The organism is Pseudomonas sp. P9_2 (genome assembly GCF_034008255.1).
In the GTDB taxonomy this organism is placed as follows: Bacteria; Pseudomonadota; Gammaproteobacteria; order Pseudomonadales; family Pseudomonadaceae; genus Aquipseudomonas; species Aquipseudomonas synxantha_A.
This window is the reverse complement of record NZ_CP125376.1, coordinates 2991546-3011677: the sequence shown is the minus strand read 5'-3', so window position 1 is coordinate 3011677 and position 20132 is coordinate 2991546. Positions and strand designations below refer to the sequence as shown.

The window sequence follows — 20132 nt, the reverse complement described above, 5'->3', positions numbered from 1 at the left end:
CCATGACCGTTAATCTGACCACCGCCAACGAATTCATCGCCCGCCACATCGGCCCGCGCCAGGAAGATGAGCAGCAAATGCTCGCCAGCCTGGGCTTTGATTCCCTCGAAGCCCTCAGCGCCAGCGTGATCCCGGAAAGCATCAAGGGTACCAGCGTGCTCGGCCTGGAAGACGGCTTGAGCGAAGCAGAGGCCCTGGCCAAGATCAAGGCCATTGCCGGAAAGAACCAACTGTTCAAGACCTACATCGGCCAGGGCTATTACAACTGCCACACGCCGTCGCCGATCCTGCGCAACCTGCTGGAAAACCCGGCCTGGTACACCGCTTACACGCCCTATCAACCCGAGATTTCCCAGGGCCGCCTGGAAGCGCTGCTCAATTTCCAGACCCTGATCAGCGACCTCACCGGCCTGCCGATTGCCAACGCTTCCCTGCTCGATGAAGCCACCGCCGCCGCCGAAGCCATGACCTTCTGCAAGCGCCTGAGCAAGAACAAAGGCAGCAACGCATTCTTCGCTTCGGTGCACAGCCACCCGCAAACCCTCGACGTACTGCGCACCCGTGCCGAGCCACTGGGCATCGACGTGGTGGTGGGCGATGAGCGCGAACTGACCGACGTCAGCCCGTTCTTCGGCGCCCTGCTGCAATACCCGGCCAGCAACGGCGATGTATTCGATTACCGCGAACTGACCGAGCGCTTCCACGCCGCCAACGCACTGGTAGCCGTGGCCGCCGACCTGCTGGCCCTGACCCTGCTGACCCCGCCGGGTGAATTCGGCGCCGACGTCGCTATTGGCAGCGCACAACGCTTCGGCGTGCCGCTGGGCTTCGGTGGCCCGCACGCGGCGTACTTCTCCACCAAGGATGCGTTCAAGCGCGATATGCCAGGCCGTCTGGTCGGCGTGTCGGTAGACCGCTTCGGCAGGCCGGCCCTGCGCCTGGCCATGCAGACTCGCGAGCAACATATCCGCCGCGAGAAAGCCACCAGCAATATCTGCACCGCCCAAGTGCTGCTGGCCAATATCGCCAGCATGTACGCCGTGTACCACGGCCCCAAGGGCCTGACCCAGATCGCCCAGCGCATTCACCAGTTGACCGCGACCCTGGCCAAGGGCTTGACGGCCCTGGGCTTGAAAGTCGAGCAGCAACACTTCTTCGACACCCTGACAATCAACACCGGCACCCACACCGCCGCCCTGCATGACAAGGCCCGCGCCCAGCGCATCAACCTGCGCGTCGTGGACGCCGAGCGTGTTGGCCTGTCGGTCGACGAAACCACCACCCAGGCTGATATCCAGGCCTTGTGGGCCATCTTCGCCGACGGCAAAACCCTGCCGGCCTTCGCTGCAACCGACAGCACCCTGCCGGCCGCCCTGCTGCGCCAGTCGCCGATCCTCAGCCACCCGGTGTTCAACCGCTATCACTCCGAAACCGAGCTGATGCGCTACCTGCGCAAGCTGGCCGACAAGGACCTGGCACTGGACCGCACCATGATCCCGCTGGGTTCGTGCACCATGAAGCTCAACGCCGCCAGCGAAATGATCCCGGTGACCTGGGCCGAGTTCGGTGCCCTGCACCCTTTCGCCCCCGCCGCGCAAAGCGCCGGCTACCTGCAACTGACCACCGAACTGGAAGCCATGCTCTGCGCGGCGACCGGCTACGATGCGATCTCCTTGCAGCCCAACGCGGGTTCCCAGGGTGAATACGCAGGCCTCCTGGCCATCCGCGCCTATCACCAGAGCCGTGGCGAAGAACGTCGCGACATCTGCCTGATCCCGTCGTCGGCCCACGGCACCAATCCCGCCACCGCCAACATGGCCGGTATGCGCGTAGTGGTAACCGCTTGCGATGCGCGCGGCAACGTGGACATCGAAGACCTGCGCGCCAAGGCCATCGAACACCGTGAGCACCTCGCCGCGCTGATGATCACCTACCCGTCCACTCACGGTGTGTTCGAGGAAGGCATCCGCGAAATCTGCGCGATCATCCACGACAACGGCGGCCAGGTGTACATCGACGGCGCCAACATGAACGCGATGGTCGGCCTCTGCGCACCGGGCAAGTTCGGCGGCGACGTGTCCCACCTGAACCTGCACAAGACCTTCTGCATCCCCCATGGCGGTGGCGGCCCGGGTGTTGGCCCGATTGGCGTCAAGTCGCACCTCACGCCGTTCCTGCCCGGCCACGCGGCCATGGAACGCAAGGAAGGCGCGGTATGCGCCGCACCGTTCGGCAGCGCGAGCATTTTGCCGATCACCTGGATGTACATCAGCATGATGGGCGGCGCCGGCCTCAAGCGCGCGTCGCAGTTGGCGATCCTGAATGCCAACTACATCTCCCGTCGCCTCGAAGAGCATTACCCCGTGCTCTATACCGGCAGCAACGGCCTGGTGGCCCACGAATGCATCCTCGACCTGCGCCCGTTGAAAGACAGCAGCGGCATCAGCGTGGACGACGTGGCCAAGCGCCTGATCGATTTTGGTTTCCATGCGCCGACCATGTCGTTCCCGGTGGCCGGCACCTTGATGATCGAGCCGACCGAAAGTGAATCCAAGGAAGAACTGGACCGCTTCTGCGACGCCATGATCGCCATCCGCGAAGAGATCCGTGCAGTGGAAAACGGCACGTTGGACAAGGACGACAACCCGCTCAAGAACGCGCCGCACACCGCTGCTGAACTGGTGGGCGAATGGAGCCACCCCTACAGCCGTGAGCAAGCGGTGTACCCGGTTGCTTCGCTGATCGAAGGCAAGTACTGGCCGCCGGTTGGCCGGGTCGACAATGTGTTTGGCGATCGTAACCTCGTTTGCGCATGCCCATCGATCGAGAGCTACGCCTGATCTGACTGGAGAAACGCGGTCATTATGGGAGCTGGCTTGCCTGCGATAGCGGTGTATCAGTTGACAGCGATGTTGCCTGAGCCACCGCGATCGCGGGCAAGCCCGGCTCCCACACTGACCGAGTCGGTATTCAGAAAATAATAAGAAACCGGAGAACAACTCATGTCTTTAAGCGTGTTCGACCTGTTCAAGATTGGCATCGGCCCCTCCAGCTCCCACACCGTCGGCCCGATGCGTGCGGCGGCTCGATTCGTCGAGGGCCTCAAGCGTGACAACCTGCTGAGCGCCACCACCGGCATCAAAGTGGAACTCTATGGCTCGCTCGGCGCCACCGGCAAAGGCCACGGCAGCGACAAGGCCGTACTGCTGGGCCTGGAAGGCGAACACCCGGACACCGTCAATACCGAAACCGTGGCTGCACGCCTGGCGCAGATGCGCAGCGACGGGCGCCTCAACCTGCTCGGAGAACACAGCATTGCGTTCAACGAGAAAGAACACCTGGCGATGATTCGCAAACCCCTCGCCTACCATCCCAACGGCATGATCTTCCGCGCCTTTGACGCCGCCGGCATCCAGATTCGCAGCCGCGAGTACTACTCGGTCGGTGGTGGGTTTGTGGTGGATGAAGACGCTGCCGGCGCCGACCGGATCGTCGAAGATGCAACGCCCTTGACCTTCCCGTTCAAGCACGCCAAGGACCTGCTCGGCCATTGCACCACCTATGGGCTGTCCATCAGCCAGGTGATGCTGACCAACGAAAGCGCCTGGCGCCCGGAAGCGGAAACCCGCAGCGGCCTGTTGAAAATCTGGCAGGTCATGCAGGACTGCGTCGACGCCGGCTGTCGCAACGAAGGCATCTTGCCCGGAGGCTTGAAGGTCAAGCGCCGGGCGGCGGCGCTGCACAGGCAATTGTGCAAGAACCCCGAGTCCGCCCTGCGCGACCCGCTGTCGGTGCTGGACTGGGTCAACCTCTACGCCCTGGCGGTCAACGAAGAAAACGCCAATGGCGGGCGCGTGGTCACCGCGCCCACCAACGGTGCAGCGGGGATCGTACCGGCGGTGCTGCATTACTACATGCGGTTTATCCCGGGCGCTAACGAAGACGGCGTGGTGCGCTTCCTGCTCACCGCCGCCGCCATCGGCATCCTGTACAAGGAAAACGCCTCGATCTCGGGCGCCGAAGTCGGCTGCCAGGGTGAAGTGGGCGTGGCCTGTTCCATGGCCGCGGGCGCCCTGTGCGAAGTGCTGGGCGGCAGCGTGTCCCAAGTGGAAAACGCCGCCGAGATCGGCATGGAACACAACCTCGGCCTGACCTGCGACCCGATTGGCGGGTTGGTGCAGGTGCCGTGCATCGAGCGCAATGCCATGGGCTCGGTGAAGGCGATCAATGCCGTGCGCATGGCCCTGCGCGGCGACGGGCAGCATTTTGTATCCCTCGACAAGGTCATCCGCACCATGCGCCAGACCGGCGCCGATATGAAAAGCAAATACAAGGAAACCGCCCGTGGCGGTTTGGCGGTCAACATTATCGAGTGCTGACGCCCACAAGCGCGTCGGCACGTTTTTCAGGAGCTGAATATGTCCACCGAAACCCTGTTGAAAACCCCTCTGCACGCCCTGCACCTCGAACTGGGCGCACGCATGGTGCCCTTCGCCGGCTACGACATGCCGGTGCAGTACCCGCTGGGTGTTATGAAAGAACACCAGCACACCCGTGATCAGGCCGGGTTGTTCGACGTGTCGCACATGGGCCAGATCCGCCTGACCGGTGCCAATGCCGCCAAGGCCCTGGAAACCCTGGTGCCGGTCGACATCATCGACCTGCCGGTGGGCATGCAGCGCTACGCCATGTTCACCAACGAGCAAGGCGGCATCCTCGACGACTTGATGGTGGCCAACCTGGGCAACGACGAACTGTTCCTGGTGGTCAATGCCGCCTGCAAGGACCAGGACCTGGCACACCTGCGTCAACACATCGGCGACCAATGCACCATCGAACCGCTGTTCGAAGAACGCGCCCTGCTGGCCCTGCAAGGCCCGGCTGCGGTGAAGGTGCTGGCGCGGTTGGCACCTGAAGTCACCCGGATGACCTTTATGCAATTCGCCACCCTGCGTTTGCTGGGCGTGGACTGCTATGTCAGCCGCTCCGGCTATACCGGTGAAGACGGCTTCGAAATCTCCGTGCCGGCTGAAAATGCCGAAAGCCTCGCACGCAGCCTGCTGGCCGAAGCCGAAGTACAGGCTATCGGCCTGGGCGCCCGCGATTCGCTGCGCCTGGAAGCCGGCCTGTGCCTGTACGGCCACGACATGAACACCGACACCACCCCGATCGAAGCCAGCCTGTTGTGGGCGATCTCCAAGGCCCGGCGTGCGGATGGCCCGCGTGCCGGCGCTTTCCCCGGCGCCGACCGGATCTTCACCCAGCAACAAGCCGGCGTCAGCCGCAAGCGCGTGGGCTTGCTGCCTCAGGAGCGCACCCCGGTGCGTGAAGGTGCAGAGATTGTCGACGAACACGGCACCGTGATCGGCACCGTGTGCAGCGGCGGTTTTGGCCCGAGCCTGGGGGGCCCGCTGGCCATGGGTTACCTGGACACGGCCTTCACTGCACTGGATACCGAAGTGTCTGCGTTGGTGCGTGGGAAAAAGGTGCCATTACGTGTAAGTAAAATGCCATTTGTGCCGCAACGTTACTATCGCGGCTGAGGGATTGTTTCTATAAGTAACGCGGTTGCGTTAACGTGCACTAAACTGTAACGCAACCGCCATAAAACAGTGCATTTACGATAGTCATTTTTATAGGAATAGCCCTATAACAAGTGAACTACTCTATCGAATAAGCCAGCCGTTCAGCATTCAACAAAGTGTCATGCACCCCAGCAAAACCGGGGCCTTGCGCGGGGCTTGTTTTTTTCATATTAGTTGGCGTAGAGTTTGCTCACTGTGTTTGCATGGGTCGCTTGGAACCTGGACCTGGGCAGTAGCTGAAGTAGTTGCTACAACCCGTTCGACGTCTCTTAACTTTCCTGCAACCCAGCCCAGTACTCTTTCGTGTGAAAGGGGCTGTCATTAATTTTTAGCGTCAAAGGAAAGAAGAAAATGGCTGAGCGTCAGAGCGGTACCGTCAAGTGGTTCAACGACGAAAAAGGCTTTGGTTTTATCACTCCTGAGAGCGGCCCGGATCTGTTCGTGCATTTCCGCGCTATTCAGGGCAATGGCTTCAAGAGCCTGAAGGAAGGCCAGAAGGTCACCTTCATTTCAGTACAAGGCCAAAAAGGCCTGCAGGCTGACGAAGTACAAGCAGAAGGCTGATCCCTACTGCGACAAAAAGCCCCTGATATGACATCAGGGGCTTTTTTATGGGCGCCATTGCGTAAACTGCGTGCTTTCTCCAGAGAGCCCTGCCATGTCCAAACCCCTGTTGAGCCCCCAGGGCGAATTCCCCGCCGTTGGCCTGGGCCGTCGCCTGGCAGCGATGTTCTATGACTTCCTGTTATGCACCGCCCTGCTGATCGTCACGGCGTTCATCTACAAGCTGGTGTGGATCGCCTTCATCGGCGAAGCGAAGATGCGCACACTCACCGAGTCCGGCGCGCTGGACGGTGACCCGTTGTTGTCGACGATCCTGTTGTTTGTACTGTTTGGTTTCTTCGCCAAGTTCTGGACCCATTCGGGGCAAACCCTGGGCATGCAGGTGTGGGGCGTACGCGTGCAAAACGCCGACGGCTCGCGGATCAGCCTGTGGCAGGCGTTGCTGCGTTTTGTGGTGTCGATTGCGTCGTGGTTGTGCGTGGGGCTGGGGTTTATCTGGTCGTTGTTCGATAAACACAAACGCAGCTGGCATGACATCTATTCGGATACGCAACTGGTGCGGATCCCGAAGCAAAAGAAGTAACTCAAGCACATCGCCGATCAACTGTGGGAGCTGGCTTGCCTGCGATAGCGGAGTAACAGTCACAGGTGCTTGGCTGCAAGACCGCTATCGCAGGCAAGCCAGCTCCCACATTTTGATTTGTGTTCAGGCGTTGCCGGCCAGTTTCAACCGTGCAGCCTGGGTAAAGTCCAACATCCGCTTGAGCGGCCGCACCGCCTGCGGAATCACCGACGGCTCGACGAAAATCTCGTTACTGCCCTCACGCAAACACTGCAATGTACGCTCCAGCGTATTCATCGCCATCCACGGGCAGTGCGCGCAGCTGCGGCACGCGGCGCCGTTGCCGGCGGTGGGTGCTTCGATGAAGATCTTGTCCGGACACAGCTGCTGCATCTTGTAGAAGATGCCGCGATCAGTCGCCACGATAAAGGTCTTGTTCGGCAAGCGCTGCGCCGCAGCGATCAGTTGGCTGGTGGAACCCACCGCGTCCGCCAATTCGATCACCGAAGTCGGTGACTCCGGATGCACCAGGATCGCCGCATCCGGGTACAGCGCCTTCATGTCTTCCAGCTGCTTGGACTTGAACTCTTCGTGCACGATGCAGGCACCGTCCCACAGCAGCATGTCGGCGCCGGTCTGGCGCTGGATGTAGGTGCCCAGGTGTTTGTCCGGGCCCCAGATAATGGTCTCGCCGTTGTCCATCAGGCTCTCGACGATTTCCAGCGCGCAACTGGAGGTCACCACCCAATCGGCGCGGGCTTTGACCGCGGCCGAGGTGTTGGCGTACACCACCACGGTGCGCTCGGGATGCTGATCACAAAATGCAGAAAACTCATCCACCGGGCACCCCAGGTCCAGGGAGCACGTCGCTTCCAGGGTAGGCATCAGAATGCGTTTTTCCGGGGTGAGGATCTTGGCGGTCTCCCCCATGAATCGCACACCGGCCACCAGCACGGTCTTGGCTGGGTGGGCTGCGCCGAAGCGGGCCATTTCCAGGGAGTCGGAAACACAGCCGCCAGTTTCTTCGGCCAGGGCCTGAATCACCGGGTCGCAGTAAAAGTGGGCGACCAGCACCGCGTCCTGAGCCTTGAGCTCGGCGGCGATGGCAGTACGCAAGCTTGCCTCTTCAGCAACGCTGAGAACCTTGGGCTGTTTGGCGTCGAGGTGGGCTTGAACCAGTAGGCGTTCGGAAATGTGCGTCATGTTCGCAAGACCTGCAGGCGCAGTAGCGCGAAAGTCGAGTGTACCACCGGCTCGGGAGCCCTTCGGGCGCCGCCGGACGAAGTGTTTTTGTTCATCAAGCACGGGTAAAGCTGAAGCTGCGCAAGGCTACAGAATATCCAATGGATTCAAAAGCCTAATCTGGCAACGAGGCGAGCTGCCGTCCCTTGATCGGGTCCAGCCGATTAGGCGAAGTCTTGACAACAATCCAAACCATCCCTCTGCCACTTAAACGCCTTTAAACGCAGGAATGACGGGCCTGCACACCTCAAGCCGCACCAAAAATGTGCATAAAAGCACTTAATTACGCGACCTTTCTTACGTATTGTGTGATAAATCCTACAGTGATGTAACAAACCGTCTACCACTCACTCAAGTGTGGCAAGTCCCGCTGAGTTCACTGTTTGGCTCGGGCGGATGCATCGCGTGTATTTCTACGTTTAAGGAAGTCGAGTGCCACATCAGCTCTCAACCGCACACCTGTGTTGTACCCGAAAACTGGGCATCGCCCTGCTCTGCCTGTGGGCACTGCCAGTGGCTGCCGCCGATGGCCCACAGCCCGGCCAGGAAGCCCTGCGCTTGCAGCAGCAACAGCAGCGCGATTTGCAGCAATTACAATTGGAGCAACGCCAGCGCCAAATGCAGCGCGGCAGTTTCGGCACGCAACCGGCCACGCCGGCCATGCCAAAAGAGACTGCCAAGGATGAAGGTTGCTGGCCCCTGAGCGGTACGCGTCTGGCCGGAGTTACGCTGTTCACCCGTAGCGAGCTGGACAAACACATCGAACCCTACCTGGCCCCGTGCATGGGCGTCACGCAGATCAACCGCCTGCTGGCGCAGATCACCCAGCTGTACGTCGAGGCCGGTTACATCGCCAGCCGCCCGTACCTGATCAGTGCGCCGGCCGCCGGGCAGCCGTTGGATATTCATGTCGAAGAAGGCTACCTGGAGGCCATCGAGCTGGCCGATCAGAGCCTGCCGGTGGCGCTGGGCGGGGCATTCCCCGGGATGCTCGGCAAACCGCTGAACCTGCGCGACCTGGAGCAGGGCCTGGACCAGCTCAACCGCCTGCGCTCGGTGGACCTGACCGCCGACATCGCCCCCGGCAGCACACCCGGCGCCTCACGCATCATCCTGCGCTCGCGCAGCAGTGCCTCGCGCTGGGCGCTCGGGCTTGGGGTCGATAACCTCGGCAGCGCCGGCACCGGGCGTGATCGCAACGCCATCAGCGTGAGCCTGGACAGCCCGTTGCAAATCAACGACTCGCTCAACCTGAGCTTCAGTGACACGCTCAACCATGGGCCACGCTACAGCCGCAGCCACAGCCTGTTCTATTCCATCCCTTACGGTTACTGGACCTACAGCCTGTTCGCCAGCCATGCCGAATACCGCTCACCGTTCAAGCTCAGCCGCACGACGCTTTACAACAGTGGCCGCACCGATCAGCTCAGCCTGCGCAGCGACCGCGTGCTGTGGCGCGACCAGAGCCACCAACTGAGCGCCAACCTGCAACTGGCCTACAAGGACGTCGACAGTTACCTGCAAAAGGTTCATCTGGACATTCAGAGCCCGACGCTGACGGTGGCCGAAGCGGGCCTCAACCTGTTCTGGCTCAACAGTGCGGTGTGGAACCTGGACGTCAATTACGCCCAGGGCCTGACGTGGTTCGGCGCCGATCGGGATGCCGACCAGGTGCAAAAAAAACACCCCAAGGCGCAGTTCCACAAGTACCGCGCCAACCTCACCCAATGGCGCAACGGCCAATGGTCAGCGCAGCCGTGGCAGTGGCAAAGCCAGCTGTCGGTGCAATACAGCGAGGATGCACTGCCTGCCATCGAACAACTGCTGATCACCGATGACTCGGCCGTGCGTGGCTACCGCGAAAACAGCAGCTCCGGCGCGCTTGGCGCGGTGTGGCGCAACACCCTGCGCCTGCCGCTTAACAGCGACTTACCGGTAAAGATCACCCCGCGCCTGGGCGTGGACAACGGCTGGGTCAAGCGCGAACACGGCGCCCAGAGCCAACGCCTGAGCGGTGCCAGTGCTGGGCTCAACCTGAGCTGGAAGAACGTGCAACTGGACATCGATTACCAACGCAACCTCAACACCCCCACAGGTTTTCGCCAGGAGCCGGAGGTCTGGCTGACACGCCTGAGCCTGCAAATATGAACCACCGCTGTTTTTAGCCTGAGACAACCGCCGTACCTGACCACCACAGCAGCGTTGCAACGAACAACGCACGTCGCGGATCAGCCAACACAGAGCGAAATTATTTATGCCGACTACTTCACACAGCTTTCACCTTTCACCCCAGGGCAAACTGCGCTGGGCCATTGCCAGCCTGTTTCTGCTGCCACAGTTGGTACTGGCTGGCGGCGTGACCGTCGTCACAGGCCCAGGCGGCACGCCGCAACTGCAAGACCAGGGCGGTGTACCCATCGTCAACATTGTCGCGCCGAATGCCGGCGGCCTGTCCCATAACCAGTTTCTGGACTACAACGTCGACCGCCAGGGCCTGGTGTTGAACAACGCCTTGCAGGCCGGCCAATCCCAACTGGCCGGGCAACTGGCGGCCAACCCGCAGTTTCAGGGCCAGGCGGCGAGCGTGATCCTCAACGAAGTGATCAGCCGCAATGCCTCGGCCCTCAACGGCGCCCAGGAGATTTTCGGCCAGGCCGCCGATTATGTGCTGGCCAACCCCAACGGCATTTCGGTCAATGGCGGCAGCTTCATCAACACCCCGAATGCCAACCTGGTGGTGGGCCGCCCGGAACTCAACGACGGCAAGCTGCAAGCCTTGAGCACCCGCGATGCCAACGGCCAACTGACGATCCAGGGCCAGGGCCTGCACAACCGCGAGGGCTCCATCAAGCTGATCGCGCCACGCATCGACAGCGAGGGTCGCCTCAGTGCCCGTGATCAATTGAACCTCACAGTCGGTCGCAACCAGGTGGATTTCGCCAGCGGCGAAGTACGCCAGGTCGACCCGGCCGGCAAGACCCAGGAGCAACGCATCGACGCACGCCTGTTCGGCGCGATGCAGGCCGGGCGCATCAATATCATCAGCACCGCTGAGGGGGCCGGGGTACGTGTGGGTGGTGTGCAGGTGCAAGGCACTGACGGTGTAAAGATCAGCTCGGCCGGCGACCTCGATATCAGCGGCCAAGTCCACGCCAACAGCCTCGACGCCACCCGCGCCGGGGTGCAGAGCCGCCAGGGCGACGTCGACTTGCGCAGCGCCAAGGACTTGAACCTGGCCGCCACTGACGTAGGCGGGCGCAACGTCAAGCTGGATGCCGGGCGCAACCTGACCCTCAGCAGCCTGGAAAGCCGCAAGCTTCAGGAAAAACGTGAACAGTGGGACAACAGCAACTTCCTGTTCACCTACGAAACCTACGACCGCACCACCACCGACAAGGATTCCCGCCAGCACGGCAACACGCTCGTCGCCCAACAGGACGCGGCATTGTCTTCCGGCGCCAAGGCCGACATCAAAGCCAGCCACGTCGAAGCGGGCCACGCCTTGCGCGTCAACAGCGGCGCCGACCTGCAGGTGACCGCCGCTACCGAAACCCATGAGACCCGCGACCAGGGCAACCACCGCAAGCACCTGTGGAAAGCCAACTGGGACAAATCCAGCAGCGAACAGCGCAGCATCACCAGCAGCCTCAAGGCCGGCCACACGCTGGAGCTGACCAGTAAACAGAAACTGCAATTGCAGGGCGCCGAGCTGAAAACCCCAGGGGACATCCAATTGGCAGGCCGCCAAGTGGACATCACCAGCGCCAGCCGCACCCAAAGCAGCAGCGACAATACCTACGCAGGCGACCTCACCGGCGGCAGCTTCTTCGGCAAGAACGGCGACGGCAACCAGGGCAAGACCTTGAACACCGCCAGCAAGGTGAATGCCGACGGCAAGCTGATCGTCCAGGCCGACGACGTGCGCATCAGCGGCAGCCAGGCCCGAGGCGGCAAGCAGGCCAGTGTCATCAGCGACAAAGGCTCGCTGGTGATCGACGGCGTACAAGACACCTCCCACGACAACCGCTACAGCAACGACAGCAAGTTCTTCGGCATCTCCAAGGATGAAAGCCGCAAGAACCTCAAGGACAGCACCGTGGTTGCCAGTAACCTGCGCTCGGACAGCAACCTCAAGCTGCAAAGCGCCAAGGACATCACGGTGAGTGGCTCCCAGGTGTCCGCCGCGGGTGAACTGCAAGCGAATGCCAAGGGCGATATCAAGGTCGTTGCGGAGCAGAACACCGCCCACGACACCACCAGCACCCATACCCGCGGCTTCGATGGCTACGCCAAGGAAACTGAAGGTGTCAGCCGCCAGTACCGTGCGGGCCTGAGCTATGAAGACCAGCAGCAAACCCGCCAGACCGACACCACCGGGCAGCAGGCTTCAAGCATCAACGGCGCCAGTGTGGCGATTAACGCCGGTGGTGACGTCAGCATCAGCGGCTCCAACCTCCAGGCCACCGATGGCGATGCGAGCCTGAGCGGCAAAAACGTCGAGCTGTTGGCCGCCCACGACCAGCGCACCGAAGCCGTAGACAAGACCACCACCGGCGGCAGTTTCTACTACACCGGCGGCATTGATCGGGCAGGCAATGGTGCTCAGTTCAGCCACCAGAGCAGCCACGACACCGCTGAAAAAACCACCGCGCAAACCAGCACCGTGGCCGCGACCGGCAAGCTGACCATCAATGCTGGCAACACCTTCACCAGCGAGGGTGCACAGGCCAAGGCCGGCACCGAGCTGCGCGTCAACGCGGGCCAGATCGACAACCTGGCCGCCCATTCCACCGAGACCAGTACCCACAAGCAAAACGGCTGGACCGCCGATGTCGGCGCCAATGTGGAATACAAAGGCATTACCCGCCCGATCGAAAAAGCTGTTGAAGGCGTGGCCCAGGCCAAGTTCCATCAGCCGGGTTTGCTGGACGCATTCGAACAACCCAATGTCGGGCTGGATGTGGAAGTCGGGCATACCCACAGCACCCGCACACAACAGGACAGCACCGCCGTGGTCAGCCAATTCAGTGGCGCCACGGTGCAGGTCGATAGCGTCGGCAAGTTGCAGGATGAGGGCACGCAATACCGCGCCACCGATGGCGGGCTGACCATCAATGCCGGCGAGCATATCGCCAAGGCGGCAGCCAATACCCACAGCAGCAGCGAGCAAGGCGTGGACGCCAAGGTCGGCGTGCGGGTCTACACCACCACCGGCGAGGACGTGAATGTACGTGGCAGCGGCAGCGGCGGCAGCCGTGATGTAAGCCAAGCCAGCAGCACGGCGTTGGTCGGCAGCTACGCGGGCACCCAGGGCGTGAGCCTCCAGACCAAGGGCGATGCGAGTTATGAAGGCAGCCAGTTCAACGGCGGCCAGGCAAGCGTCAACCTCAAGACCGGCGGTGAGTTGGCGCTCAACCAGGCCAACGACACCCAGAGCAACACCAGCAGCACGTTGCGCGGTAACGCGTCATTGACCGTGGGCACAGCGCCCGGCGCCAATGGCACCAACATCAACCTCGGTGCCGGTGTGCAATTGGATAACCAGCGCCTCGACACCCAGGACAGCCAGGCCCGCGTCGCGACGCTCCAGGGCAGCGGGCCGATCCAACTCGGTAGCGGCGGCGACATGACCCTGCAAGGCACGCAGATCGGTACCGACACCGCCAAGACCGGCGATATCAGCCTCAATGCCGGCGGCAAGCTGGACCTGCAAGCCGCCACCCACCGCCACGTCAGCAACGGCAGCAACCTGGGCGGCGGCCTGACCCTTGGCGCCGGCAAAACCAGCAGCGCCGAAAGCAGCAGCAAGACCGGCAACCTCAGCGCCAATTTCAACATCGGCAAGGTGGCCGAAGATGACCAGGCCGTAGTCGTCGGGCAACTGCACAGCACCGGCAAGGTCAGCCTCGCCAGCGGTGCCGATGCAGCCGATGCCATTCACTTGCAGGGTACTCAGGTCAGCGCGGCCAGCGTCAACCTCGACGCACAAAACGGCGGCGTCCTGCAGGAGTCGGCACAGTCGACCCAGGCTCATGACAGCTGGGGCGTGACCCTGGGCGCGGGCGCCAGCGTGGGCAAGACCACCTTGGCCGACCCCGGTGAACACGAGACACCCAAGACCCAACGCGGCATCAATGCGCGGGCCAAGGTCGATGTGGATCACGTGCAAGGCACCACCCAGCACGACAGCCTGATCAAGGCCGATACCGTGGTCATCAACAGTGCCGGCGATACCCGTCTGGCGGGCGCACGCATCGACGCCGAGCAGGTGAGCGGCAAGGTGGGTGGCGACCTCGTTGTCGAAAGCCGCAAGGACCAGGTCACCAGCACCCAGGTTCATGTCGATGCCAAACTGGATGTCGAGAAAAACCAGCCTGGCGTGGTCGATAAACTCGCCAAAGCCAGCGGCCCACTCAAGGACACCGTAAAAGCCAAGGCCGAAGGCGCGTTCGACAAGCATCGCGACAAATTGGAGAACGTGGTCGACAAGGGCACCGGGCACCTGGCTGCGGCCAAGGACAAAGTGCTCGACAGCGTGGTCAACGTCAAGGAACGCCTGGAAGAAAAACTCACCCGCAGCGCCAGTTACGACGTGAACCCCGAGCCCCGCGGCGCCTTCGGCACCCGCGTGGACAAGGCCAAGGCTTACCTGGCAGACAAGACGGATGCGCTGGGCACGCGCCTGTCGGGCTTCAAGGACAAGGTCTGGCCAAAAACCAGCGACAGCTACGTTGTCAGCGGCAAGAACACCACCGGCAGCAAGGTGGCCGATACGGCTGAAAGCGTGTTGTTCGGTGACAAGAGTGGCAACACCAACTACACCCCGACCCTGAACCTGGACGTCAGCCATGTGATCAAGGACAGCGTCGCTCAGGCGTCAGGTATTCGCGGCAGCCAGGGCGTCAGCCTGCAGGTCGGTGGTGATACGCGCCTCACGGGTGCGCGGATCAGTGCCGAGCATGGCAAGGTCGAGCTGGGCGGTTCCAGGGTCACCGCAACCACACTGGCAGGCAGCGACTACCGCGCCGATGTCGGGCTGAATGTCTCCAAATCACCGGTCAACCTCGCACTCGGGGCCAAGGACGAACTGACCCAGAAACAGGACGACGCCACGCGCAAGGATCAAGCCTTGAACCTGGGCCTTCTGCGCGCCGGTGGCCATCGAGAGAGCCAGGCCTTGCAGGCGGGGATTGATCAGGCCGTCAACTAACGCTTAAAACAGCAGAATGCTTCAGTGGCGAGGGAGCTTGCTCCCGCTGGACTGCGCAGCAGTCCTATTCTCAGGGCCGCTTCGCGCCCCAACGGGAGCAAGCTCCCTCGCCACGGAATCAGCCACTGCCTGCTCGTTCTATGTCAGTTGAACAGCGCCTGCAGGTTCTTCATCGCATCATCGGCAAAGCCTTGCAGGAACGCTTCGAACGCCGGCATATCCTCCTTGCCGCCAGTGCAGGGCTGGCCAATGATGGTCCAGGTCACCAGGCTCTGGCTCGGGCCTTGCGGCGCCACTTCCATCAGCGCCCACAGGTTGCCGATATTCAGTGAGGTGTAAATCAGTGACCAGGTCATCGTCATGGCTTGGTCGTCACGGGTGTTGAGTTGCTCAATCACCACGTTGCCGTCCTTGAACAGTTTCTTGCGGACCGAACGCACGCCCTCGCCCGTCATTTCGATATGGGACAACGCCGGAATGAATTTCGCGAACCCCGCAAAATCTCCGACGATACTCCACACGCTGCGCGCATCGCCATTCACGGTGACGCGGGCGACTACAGGATTGCCGAGCGGGTTACGGACCAGGGTATCGGGTTGTTGCATGAGAGAGCTCCTCTTTTCCGGGGGGCGGATAGTGGGCTCCAACCAAACGCAGTGGGCTGTACAAGTTCAACACCTCCTTGGCGTGGTTAAGCGTTCTTGGCTGACTGCCGTAATGCCAAGGCCGCGACACCACACAAGATCAACGCGATACAGGACACATAGAACGCATCGCTATAGGCCATCAGGTACGCCTCGCGACGCACGATGTGGATCAAGCCCTCGATAACCTGCTGTTGAGCGGGCAACAGTTGGTTGAAGATAAAGCCCTCGCTGTCAGCCATGCTGGCGCGCAGGCGTTCCTGCAAGGACGGGGAAAACAGTGTGATCGACTCCCCTACCCGCTCGGAGTGAAAGCGTTCGCGCAGGGCGACGATCTGCGTCAGGCCCGCCGTACCCACGGCACCGCCAAGGTTACGCAGCATGGAGAACAACGCCGAGGCAGAGCCGGCTTCGTCTTTGGCCAGCCCGGACACCGCCAGTACCGACAGCGCCACCATGATCAGCGGCTGTCCGATACCGCGCACCACCGTGGAAGGAATGATCACGTTAGCGGCGCTATCCACATCCAGATGCGCCCCCAGATAACACCCCAGCGCCATGATGAAAAAGCCACTGGCGACCATCAGTTTCGGATTGAGCCACTTCATCAGGCGCGGCATAAACGGCGCCAGTACCAGTTGCACCATGCCGTAGGCGATCAGGCTGATACCAATCTCCCGAGCGTTGTAACCCTGCAACTGGGAGAGGTAATTGGGCACCAGGAATACCAGGCCGAACGTGGCCCCGCCGAAGATGAACATCGCCGCGCTGGCCACTCCGAAGTTGTAGCTTTTGAGCAGGCGCAGGTTGATAAAAGCGCGGGTGCCATACAGCTGCGACAGTACGAAATACACCAGGGCAACGCCTGCGACCAGCGACATCCACACGATGAAATCGGAGCCGAACCAATCCTTGCGCCCGCCCTCTTCCAGCACAATCTGCAAGCCCCCCAGGCCGACGATCATGGCGATGATGCCGCTCCAGTCGCCGCGCTTGAGCAGGCTCAACTGCATGGGTTTGGCATCGATGGACCACGCCACCGCCAGCAGCAAAAGAATGCCGGGAGCCAGTTGCAAGTAGAAGATCCAGCGCCAGGAATAGGCATCGGTCAGCCAGCCGCCAATGGACGGCCCGGCGGCTTGGGCGACGCTGTTGGACAGGGCGAACAGGGCCATGCCCATTGCGATCTTGCCGGGCGGCAGCTCGGTGATGATCAACTGGAATGACAACGGGATCAGCACGGCGCCGGCCGCGCCCTGGATCACCCGAATGATGATCATCACCGCAAGGTTGGGCGCCCAGGAACAGGCAATCGACGCCACCAGGAACACAAACGAGCCGACGAGCATCACCCGGCGCAGGGAGAACACCTGCACCAGCCACGCGGTGAGCGGGATCATCACGATCTCCGCGACCAGGTAGGCGGTGGAGATCCACGAGCCTTCCTCGAACGTCGCCCCCAGGGAACCCTCGATCTCCGGCAGCGCGGCGCTGGTCACGTGCACGTTCATGCCGGCCATGAAACAACCGAACAGCCCGCCGATTACCGCCACCCAGGCGCGAAAGGAGACGTTCTTTTCAGCGGCTTCAGTCATGTGCAGCGCCCTGCTCATCTGGGCGGGTGTCCACCGTGGTGATCACCGACATGCCCGGCAAAACTGGCCCGCCCTCGTCATGCTCATCAATGACGATCTTCACTGGAAAGCGCTGCACGATCTTGGTGAAGTTGCCGGTGGCGTTGTCCGACGGCAACAGTGCGAACACCGCCCCGGAAGCTGGCGAGAAACTCACCACATGGCCTTTGAGCTTGCGTCCTGAATAGCTGTCGATGCTGATGTCCACGGGTTGGCCGGCGCGCATGTCACGCAATTGGGTTTCCTTGTAGTTGGCCACCACGTAGGCCTGCTGCAAGGGCACCACTGCCAGCAGCGGCAAGCCTGGCGCGACGTACTGGCGGGTGCGCACTTTGCGCTGCCCTACCACGCCGTCGATGGGCGAGCGGATCAAGGTGTCCTCCAAGGCATGAGCCGCCAGGTTCAACTGCGCCTCGGCCTGGCTGCGCCGTGCTATCTGTTGCTGGAGCGAGGCTTGGGCCAATTGGCGTCGGGTGACGGCCACGGTCAAGCGGGTTTCCTGTTGGCGTTGCATGGCCTTGGCAATTTCCACCGCGGCATTGGCCTGGGTGTAACTGGCGGCGGCTGTTTCCAGACGCTGGGCGCTGGCGGCGTGGTCGCGCACCAAGCCTTCGTAGCGGCGCTGGTCGAGGCTTGCGCGGCGCAATTCTGCGGCCACACTGCGGGCGTGAGCCTCAGCCTGGGCAACGCCGGCCTTCTGCTGGGCGATCAGGCTGTCGGTGACGTGCAGGTTGGCCTCTTGCGCCGCCACCGAGGCTTGGGTTTCGGCCAGTTGTGCGCGGGCCTGTGCCAAGCGCGCCTGGTAGTCACGGTCCTCGATGCGCACCAGCACGTCCCCGGCCTTGACGGGCTGATCGTCCTCCACCACCACCTCGGCCACATAGCCTGAGACCTTCGGGCTGATGGGAATCCAGTCGGCCCGCACATAGGCATCATCGGTCTGTTCCAGGTAGCGGCCGACCGTCATCCAGTACACGCCGAACACCACCGCAGCGATCAACAGCGCGGCGCCGCCCAGCAAGAGCAGATGCCTTTTGCGACGTTGCTTGCGCGTATGCGCCTGTTCATCCTGGACAGCAGTTTTTTCATCAACGGCGATATTCATGGCTGGGTACCGGAAAAAGTGGTGTGAGCGTGGGTGGGCGCTGAAGGCTGCCAACCACCGCCAAGCGCCCGAAACAGGCTGATCTGGCGTTGCAGCAACTGGCCGTCGGCGTCGGCGCGAGTGGCCTGCAAGCGGATCAGTTCACGCTCGCTGTCCAGCACGTCCAGAAAGTCGATAGACCCGGCGGCGTAGTTGAATTGGGCCAACCTGTAGGCGTGGCGGCTGCTGTCCAGTGCCTGGCTCAAGGCCGCGTGGCGCTGGCGTTCGCCGTCGTATAACGCCAGGGCCTGGCGCACCTCCTTGAGGGCCTTGAGCACGCTGGCCTCGAATTGCGCCACCTCTACCTGCTCAAGCGCCCGGGCCTGCTTGACCCGCGCGCGGTTGGCGCGCCAATTGGGGAACTGCCAGGTGATCAGCGGGCCAATGCCGAACATCACCGCGCTGCTATCGCCCAGCTCATGGAATTTGTTGGCTGAGGAAGACACTGAAGCGCCGAAGGTGACCTTGGGGTACAGGTCGGCCTGGACGATATCCACTTGCAGCGTGGCCGCCTGCAACGCTCTCTCGGCCTGACGGATGTCGGGGCGGCGCGCCAATAATTGCCAGCCATCGCCCACCGGCAGTTCGGCATTGAGGTGTGGAACCACCTCACAGCTCGCAGCGCCAGCGCCTTGCTCCAAATCAGCCACGCCGGTCAGCATTGCCAGTTCGTACAGCGCAGCCTGTCGACGCGCCTCCAGCATCGGCAGCAAGGCTTGGGTTTCGCCCTGCAAGGCTTGCATACGCGTGTATTCAAGGTCCGTCACCACACCGGCCTGGCGCTGGCGATCAATCAACGCCAGGCTGCGCCCGACCACGTCCAACGAATGACGCTGGACCTTGGCACGAACACCGAGGGCACAAGCATTCACATAGGCGCGGGTGGTTTGCGCCACGACCGTGATGCGCAACAGGTCTTCGGCGTCCTGCGCCGCCGCGGCTTGCACCTGGGCTCGTTCGATCGTGCGCTGGACCTGGCCCCACACATCCACTTGATACGCCAATTCCATGCCTGGGTTGAACGCCCATTCCGACGGTGCATGGCTATCGGTGGCCTTGGCCAGGGTCTGGTCATCGGCGGTCTTGCCGTAAGCGGCACCCAATGACGCTTGGGTGGACGGCCAGCGCTCGGCATCAGCCTGCATGATCCCGGCCAGCATCGCCTGCACATGGGCCTGGGCCGCTACCAGGTCACGGTTGTGCAGCAATGCCTGCTGCACCAGCCCATCGAGCTGTGGATCGTTGTACAACTGCCACCAGCGCTCGGGTAATGCCTGGGCCGAAACACCTTGCGGCAGATGGCTCAGGGCATTGATTCGTTCGGGATGTGGCTGTGCCGGCGTATGCGCGACCCAGGATGAACAACCCGCCAACAACGCCACCGCCACGCCGAGCAGCGAGAGACGGCCATGCCGTGGGGAAAAAGAAGGCGAACCCATCGAGTAAATCCAGAAGGCCAAGTAGAGACGCAGGGTAAAAGCGCAGCGGGGTGCGCATCTCCCGAGTTCTGGACAACCATCGTTTTGATTGGGACAAGGTGCGAGGTG

Annotated in this window: 12 protein-coding genes; 7 read left to right on the top strand and 5 right to left on the bottom strand. The window is 62.1% G+C overall.

The window, feature by feature from the left end:
• The first annotated feature begins 2 nt into the window (after positions 1-2).
• The 5 genes from gcvP to QMK52_RS13350 all read left to right on the top strand — a co-directional run bounded on the left by gcvP (position 3) and on the right by QMK52_RS13350 (position 6732).
• Positions 3-2840 (top strand): aminomethyl-transferring glycine dehydrogenase, encoded by a 2838-nt coding sequence (gene gcvP, locus QMK52_RS13370; RefSeq protein WP_320404176.1) that lies wholly within the window; start codon positions 3-5, stop codon positions 2838-2840.
• A gap of 162 nt (positions 2841-3002) precedes the next feature.
• Positions 3003-4379: an L-serine ammonia-lyase gene (locus QMK52_RS13365; protein ID WP_005790847.1), complete on the top strand. Its 1377-nt coding sequence runs from the start codon at positions 3003-3005 to the stop codon at positions 4377-4379.
• Positions 4380-4418: 39 nt separating this feature from the next.
• Complete coding sequence (gene gcvT, locus QMK52_RS13360; RefSeq protein ID WP_005790848.1) at positions 4419-5543, top strand: glycine cleavage system aminomethyltransferase GcvT; 1125 nt, start codon at positions 4419-4421, stop codon at positions 5541-5543.
• 393 nt (positions 5544-5936) lie between these two features.
• Entirely contained in the window at positions 5937-6149 is a 213-nt protein-coding gene (locus tag QMK52_RS13355) for a cold-shock protein (protein ID WP_005790849.1), read from the top strand.
• A gap of 94 nt (positions 6150-6243) precedes the next feature.
• Positions 6244-6732 (top strand): RDD family protein, encoded by a 489-nt coding sequence (locus tag QMK52_RS13350; protein ID WP_005790850.1) that lies wholly within the window; start codon positions 6244-6246, stop codon positions 6730-6732.
• Positions 6733-6855: 123 nt separating this feature from the next.
• On the opposite strand, the gene nadA is transcribed toward QMK52_RS13350, so the two are convergent.
• A complete protein-coding gene (gene nadA, locus QMK52_RS13345) occupies positions 6856-7914 on the bottom strand; it encodes a quinolinate synthase NadA (protein ID WP_005790851.1) in 1059 nt (352 codons plus the stop codon).
• A 471-nt stretch (positions 7915-8385) separates the two neighbouring features.
• Here nadA and QMK52_RS13340 point away from each other — a divergent pair, with 471 nt between their 5' ends.
• Complete coding sequence (locus QMK52_RS13340) at positions 8386-10101, top strand: ShlB/FhaC/HecB family hemolysin secretion/activation protein (RefSeq protein WP_320404175.1); 1716 nt, start codon at positions 8386-8388, stop codon at positions 10099-10101.
• A gap of 106 nt (positions 10102-10207) precedes the next feature.
• Positions 10208-15163 (top strand): hemagglutinin repeat-containing protein, encoded by a 4956-nt coding sequence (locus QMK52_RS13335; protein ID WP_320404174.1) that lies wholly within the window; start codon positions 10208-10210, stop codon positions 15161-15163.
• Positions 15164-15306: 143 nt separating this feature from the next.
• On the opposite strand, the gene QMK52_RS13330 is transcribed toward QMK52_RS13335, so the two are convergent.
• The 4 genes from QMK52_RS13330 to QMK52_RS13315 form a co-directional block, all read right to left on the bottom strand.
• Positions 15307-15768: an SRPBCC family protein gene (locus QMK52_RS13330; RefSeq protein WP_320404173.1), complete on the bottom strand. Its 462-nt coding sequence runs from the start codon at positions 15766-15768 to the stop codon at positions 15307-15309.
• Between the two features lie 86 nt (positions 15769-15854).
• Positions 15855-17402 carry an MDR family MFS transporter gene (locus tag QMK52_RS13325; protein ID WP_005790856.1) on the bottom strand — a complete coding sequence of 516 codons (1548 nt, stop codon included), beginning with the start codon at positions 17400-17402 and terminating at the stop codon, positions 15855-15857.
• Positions 17395-18546 carry an HlyD family secretion protein gene (locus tag QMK52_RS13320; protein ID WP_005790857.1) on the bottom strand — a complete coding sequence of 384 codons (1152 nt, stop codon included), beginning with the start codon at positions 18544-18546 and terminating at the stop codon, positions 17395-17397. Before QMK52_RS13320 ends, QMK52_RS13325 begins: the two co-directional genes overlap by 8 nt.
• A complete protein-coding gene (locus QMK52_RS13315; protein WP_005790859.1) occupies positions 18543-20024 on the bottom strand; it encodes a TolC family protein in 1482 nt (493 codons plus the stop codon). Before QMK52_RS13315 ends, QMK52_RS13320 begins: the two co-directional genes overlap by 4 nt.
• Between the last annotated feature and the right edge of the window lie 108 nt (positions 20025-20132).

Excerpts from the sequence above, each read along its gene's own strand:
- nadA (WP_005790851.1), bottom strand. The coding sequence starts at position 7,914 with ATGACGCACATTTCCGAACGCCTACTGGTTCAAGCCCACCTCGACGCC.
- QMK52_RS13315 (WP_005790859.1), bottom strand. The coding sequence starts at position 20,024 with ATGGGTTCGCCTTCTTTTTCCCCACGGCATGGCCGTCTCTCGCTGCTC.
- QMK52_RS13365 (WP_005790847.1), top strand. The coding sequence starts at position 3,003 with ATGTCTTTAAGCGTGTTCGACCTGTTCAAGATTGGCATCGGCCCCTCC.
- QMK52_RS13335 (WP_320404174.1), top strand. The coding sequence starts at position 10,208 with ATGCCGACTACTTCACACAGCTTTCACCTTTCACCCCAGGGCAAACTG.
- QMK52_RS13350 (WP_005790850.1), top strand. The coding sequence starts at position 6,244 with ATGTCCAAACCCCTGTTGAGCCCCCAGGGCGAATTCCCCGCCGTTGGC.
- gcvT (WP_005790848.1), top strand. The coding sequence starts at position 4,419 with ATGTCCACCGAAACCCTGTTGAAAACCCCTCTGCACGCCCTGCACCTC.
- QMK52_RS13330 (WP_320404173.1), bottom strand. The coding sequence starts at position 15,768 with ATGCAACAACCCGATACCCTGGTCCGTAACCCGCTCGGCAATCCTGTA.
- gcvP (WP_320404176.1), top strand. The coding sequence starts at position 3 with ATGACCGTTAATCTGACCACCGCCAACGAATTCATCGCCCGCCACATC.
- QMK52_RS13325 (WP_005790856.1), bottom strand. The coding sequence starts at position 17,402 with ATGACTGAAGCCGCTGAAAAGAACGTCTCCTTTCGCGCCTGGGTGGCG.
- QMK52_RS13355 (WP_005790849.1), top strand. The coding sequence starts at position 5,937 with ATGGCTGAGCGTCAGAGCGGTACCGTCAAGTGGTTCAACGACGAAAAA.
- QMK52_RS13320 (WP_005790857.1), bottom strand. The coding sequence starts at position 18,546 with ATGAATATCGCCGTTGATGAAAAAACTGCTGTCCAGGATGAACAGGCG.